At 38.4% G+C, this 5869-nt stretch carries 2 protein-coding genes; both read right to left on the bottom strand.

Going from position 1 to position 5869, the window contains the following annotated elements; all coding sequences use genetic code 11:
- Positions 1–193: 193 nt before the first annotated feature.
- A complete protein-coding gene (locus tag AX662_RS01160) occupies positions 194–2641 on the bottom strand; it encodes a glucosyl transferase (protein WP_173018561.1) in 2448 nt (815 codons plus the stop codon).
- A 715-nt stretch (positions 2642–3356) separates the two neighbouring features.
- Positions 3357–5869, bottom strand: a 2513-nt coding sequence (locus tag AX662_RS01155) for a KxYKxGKxW signal peptide domain-containing protein (RefSeq protein ID WP_082759646.1), incomplete at its 5' end; no start/stop codon positions are given.

Below are 5869 nucleotides of genomic sequence, written 5' to 3'. Positions count from 1 at the left end.
TTTAGGAGATTATGAAAAAGAAAAGTTTTAGGATGGTTATAGTATATAAAGCAAAACCTAAAGTTTTCTTAAAACGGATGAAAATTTATTTGTGATATGAAAAAGGAAGTTGACAGTTGGTCGACTTCCTTTTTAGCGATTTCTAAATGAGAGTAATTAAGCGATATCAATAGTTGTTATTTGAATTATATTTTTATACTTCTTCAGGTCCCATCAAATGTCCATTACCGTCAGCATCGAATTTGAAGGCACCAGTGTTTGTTCTAACAATGGTATTTTCAGCGCGTGCACCATTCTTAGCATCGTAATAGTGGACAGTGCCGTCATCGTCAAATTTGAATTCACCTCTAAGTTGTCTACCGTTTTGGTCGAAGTAAACATGGATGCCATTTAAGGTTTGAGGTCCTGTCAGTTTATCTCCTTTAGCATCAACATAGTAGTAGAAATCTTCACGATCTAAATCTTTACTTTCTCTTGGATACTGTCCATCCTGACCTACGATATCATTTCCAGGAATAGTGATTGTAAAGTGGAAGATGCGATCACCATCGAGATTTCGGTAATTCCAATTGTAGACGTGAACAAAGCTATTAGTGACAAGAGCACCAGAGTCTTTGTCGTAATAGTGTCCATCTGGGGCGAAGCGTCCCTTGACTTGTGCCCCATTAGGGAGGAAGTACAAGTGACTATTTCCAAAGGTTTGAGGTCCTGTTAATGGCTTACCATCAGCATCGAGATAGTACCAAGCAGTAGTATAGACATTTTGATTGTTGATGTCATCACGACCAATATAAGTTAAGATTTCTTTAAAAGCATTGGTTACGAGAGCACCAGAATCTTTATCATAGTATTTACCATTTGGTGCAAAATGTCCCTTGACTTGTGTACCAGTGAAATCATCAAAGTAGACTTTAACACCATCGATAGTTTGTTCTCCCTTGAGTTTATCACCTTTATCATTGACGTAAACCCAGTTGCCATCTTCAGTTTCAAGATAGCGTTTTGTTACAAGTGCACCAGAATCTTTATCGAAATAGCGACCATCCTCTGCAAAACGTCCTTTGACTTGTTTGCCATCCTTGTCAAAGTAGGCTGGAATGTTGTCAACGAAGTTGAGACCGATGAGATTTTTACCGTTTGAATCCTTGTAGTACCAGTTGCCCTCGTTATCACTATAATAGTGACCACCAAAAACTCGTGGTGCCTTGTCTAGGGAGATTGTAGGTGTAGGAGTGACAGGGGTATCTATTTCTTCGCCAGGTTTCATCAAATGTCCATTACCATTTGCATCGAATTTGAAGGCACCAGTATTTGTTCTAACAATGGTATTTTCAGCACGTGCACCGTTTTTCGCATCGTAATAATGAACAGTACCATCTTCGTCAAATGCAAACTCACCTCTAAGTTGTCTACCATTTTGGTCGAAATAGACATGGATGCCGTTTAGGGTTTGAGGTCCTGTCAGTTTATCCCCCTTATCATCTACGTAATAGTAGAAATCTTCGCGATTCAAATCATTGCTAGAAAGTGGGTAATGACTCATATCCAAAAATTGGTTTTCACCGTTAGGTCCAACGACTGAATTATTAGGAATGGTGATGACAAAGTGATTCACATGATTTCCGTCTTGATTTTGATAATTCCAGTTGTAGACATGGACAAAGCTGTTAGTTACAAGCGCACCAGAGTCCTTATCATAGTAGTGTCCGTCAGGTGCAAAACGTCCTTTAACTTGTGCCCCATTAGGGAAGAAGTACATGTTTGTACCACCAAGATTTTGAGGACCTTTAAGTGGCCGTCCGTCGGCATCAAGGTAGTACCAATCAGTAGTATAAATGTTTTGACCGTTGATATCATCACGACCAATATAAGTTAAGAGTTCTTTAAAGGCCTTGGTTACAAGAGCACCAGAATCTTTGTCATAGTATCGGCCATCCTCTGCAAAACCACCTTTGATTTGAATACCGTCTTGGCTAAAGTAAACAGGAACATTATCCACATAGTTCAGCCCGACAAGATTTTTGCCATTTGCATCCTTGTAATACCAGTTACCATTATCATCACTATAATAATGTCCACCAGAAATATGAGGTGCATTTTCAAGTGTTACAGAAGGTGTGACTGGCTTTTCATTTTCATCGATTGGGGCAGGTTGTTCACTGTTTTTTGTAGGTGTTTTTGTTTCTTCGACAGGAATAGGTTCATTGACTTTTTCTACCGAAGTTTTTGTAGTAGAGGCTTCTGAAGTTGCCGTTTTAATAGATATAGCTTTATTGGCCTCATTATCTTGATTGCTAATTTCTTGTTCAGAAGTGATTTCTACTGGTGATTCGCTTGCCAATTCAGATGATGCGACTTCACTGCTAGGAGCTTCACTAAGAACCGTACTTGTACTAGTAGGTAGCTCAGTATTAGTTGAGATAGGATTTGTAGTAGGTGCTTTGATCTCAACATTAGTTACTACAGTTTCTTGTTCGGGTGCAATAATTTCAGTTGATTGACCTGTAGCTTCGGGTATTTTTACTTCATCCGCAAATGTAGGGCGTGCGACTAAAGTAAAAGTAGCTAGAGCAGTTGCACAGGAAAGTGCTACGACATGTTTCTTTGACATTTGCCAATGATAATTCATTTCAGTATTCATAATAGACTCCCTTCAAAAATGAACACCGATGTTTAGGTGTGTAACATAAAGGAGCTAGGCCGTCAGAAAAATGTTAAAAGTGAGAAGATCTGTTAAAACGACTGAGCCCCATATCTAAATCTCTCAGGGTATGGCCATAAGACGATTTTATAGGCGAGCACGTCAAATGTGTGCAAGGAGAATATGCTTATGCTGTGTAATTTATATCTAGAAACAAGTGATTTTACTTATTTATCCTAATACTTTTATTTCTCTCTTTTCGTTTAATTATTGAATCCAACCTATGGCATGTGTCTTCAAATACAAAAAACTAGAGCTCTTAGTTTGAAGCATTCTCTCTAAAGCTCTAGTTTTATATTATAGACTGATGTGTGTATGAAAAGAGCCTTAGATTATCATGCCAAAGTGCCTAAGGACCAGTTTTCATGCATAAAAAATTATTTTGACGTTAGAAGTCTAAAGCCAAGTTCCTAATCCTAATCCCCTGTAGTACACTTTCAACGTTTTTAGTAAAACGCTTACATGTTCACCTATCTTTATTATAATACTTTTTTTATGACAAACAAGTTTTTTTACAAGATAATCGTAATTGTTTTAGAATTGTTCATAATTGGGTTCTATTTGTATGACATTTATTGATGATATGAAAAAGGAAGTTGACAGTTGGTCGACTTCCTTTTGTGTTGGGTAATTGTTCATAGTCACTTGTAAATGACTATCGAAGGATATGGCCAACCCCGTCATTATCGAAGTAATAAGTAACGTGATTGATTGTCAAGGTTACATTATCAGCACGATTACCAGAGCCAGGAAGATAATAGTAAGTCTTACCACCTAAAATGATGAGTTTATCTTTAGCTTGTATACCCTTATATTGTCCGTAATCATCATCGTAGAAGTAGACATGCTTTCCATCGATGACTCTTCTACCAGTCAGAATATTTCCCTTACTATTTGCATAATACCAGTTATTCTTATGTTCGAAGTATTTTCCGGTTACAAGGGCACCAGTCTCTTTGTCATAATAATGATCACCACGGTATGGATAATTAAACTCACCTTTCACTTTTTCGCCGTATCTAAAGTAGTACTGAATTCCGTCCAAATATTTAGTACCGTGAAACTTCTTTCCTTTTTCATCAACATAAAACTCTTTGCCGCCATCCTCAACCAATCTATCTGTTACTAAAGCACCGTTATCTTTATCGTAATAGTGATTATCAGGAGCAAAATGGCCTTTGTATTGGACACCATTGGTGCCGAAATAAACGTTGACGTTATCAATGGTGTGGGCACCAAGGAGGAGGTAACCCTTGTCATTGACATAGTACCAGTTACCTTCGGAATCACTGATATAGCGGTTTCGTTCAGTTGATTGACTTTTAATGCTGAGGACACCAGATTGGTCTGCCACATAGGTCTTACCATCGAAATCAAAAGTTGTATCTTTGACTTTTCGACCGTTATCTTTATCAAAATAGTAAACCCTTCCATCGATATCAACGAGCTCTCCCTTAGCTTGTCTATGAGTTCCTAAATGGAAATACATGTCGTAGCCATCAATAGTTGCAGGGCCAACGACAGGAAATCCATATTCATTATAGTAACGCCAGTATCCATCTTTATCTTGGACAAAATAAGCAGTCTTTTGTCGAAGGTCCTTAAAATCACTAGAAATGAATTTACCAACCCCATCATTATCAAATTCATAGATATTTGGAAATTCTCTCGTAATATAGTGTGTAGGAATATTCAATCGTTTATTTCTAGCAATAGTTCCATCATTGTAGAAGTAATAGTTATTGAAAAATCTGTGCACGACCATATTTCCATCATCTTGGAAAAAGTACTTATTACCATTGATGGTTTGCCATCCTGTGACTGGTAGGCCATCGGCACCAAGATAATACCGTTCGAGTTCAGGATGTTCATTGTTATCATAATTTGCATAAGGAGCAAAGTCAAATCTTACTTCTTTAGCATAGTTTTCTTCAGGAATGAATCGTCCAGCTTTGAAGGTGACGAGGCGGTTCGCCACAAGGGCGCCGTTATCTGGGTCGTAAAAATAGGATTTACCATTGACCTTACGGCGTTCCCCCTTGACCTGTCTACCATTTGAATCAAAGTAATAGGTCAAACCATCAATAGTTTGTGGTCCAGTCATAAGTTTTCCATCTTTATCCATATAGTACCAGTGACCACCATTATCTTGTAGAAAAGCGGGATGGTTATTTGCCACTGTAACGATACCATTAGGATCAATATTGAGTTTGAAATCACCGTTGTTGAGATGTGTGTCTTTAACTAATTGTCCTGCATTTTCTTTGCCAGCATCTCCAAACAGATAGAGCTTGTCACCAACCACGTTCAAGCCGTAGCTAAGTTGGCCGTTTCTATCAGGATTAAAGTAATAGGTTTGTCCTTTGATATCTTGTAAGCCAGAAACTCGCACGCCATCGCTACCTAGATAGTAAGTTTGACCATTTTCTTCAACAAATTCATCATGGAGCATACGTGCACTATCTGTAAAGTAATAGAGTTTTCCATCAATGGTTTCGAAACCAGGATGTTCTCGCTCTTTTTTGAAATAATAGCGTTCTCCATTAATATCTTGCCATCCCATAAGCTTATTACCGTTGTTATCGTAGTAATAAGTTACGTAATAAGGATGTCTTGTGGTAATAAGACTACCTAAATAGTTTTCTGTTTCAATGCGTTCTTCTTTTTCGGTAACAAATCCATTCCTTTTTTCAGTAAAGGCAGAACGGTCAGTTCCTCTTGTGGTATTTTCGATTGGGATATCACCGACAGGTGACGCATTCTCAGCTGTAACACTCTCACTAGTCGTTGCAATTACCTCAGAATGTGCAGTTTCAGAATGCGCTACTTCCGAACTAGCTGTACTTGTCACTTCAGAGCTTGGTTTTTCAGAGACTGTTTCTGTTGAAGGAACTTCTAAGGTAGCTACTGGTGCTTCTGATACTGTAGCAGTCTCGCTAGAAGGGGTAGCAGGTGTATTTTCTGTAGGTTTAGCTGTGGCTTCACTAGTCGCTGGAGCCTCAACGTCAATAGCGCCTTCTTTGATGATGGTTTCAACAGTCGCTTCATTAACAGGGGTAGACTGTTCTTCAGCTGAAGCATAGTTAAGGCCAGCAAAACTCAATCCCAAAGCCAGTCCTGTCACTGCAATAGTTACCCAATGTTTTTTAACTTTGTGAAGTTTAAAAT

Source organism: Streptococcus sp. CCH5-D3 (assembly GCF_001556435.1).
Lineage (GTDB): Bacteria > Bacillota > Bacilli > Lactobacillales > Streptococcaceae > Streptococcus.
Note: the sequence above shows the minus strand (reverse complement) of the source record. Positions and strands in the feature narration are given on the sequence as shown.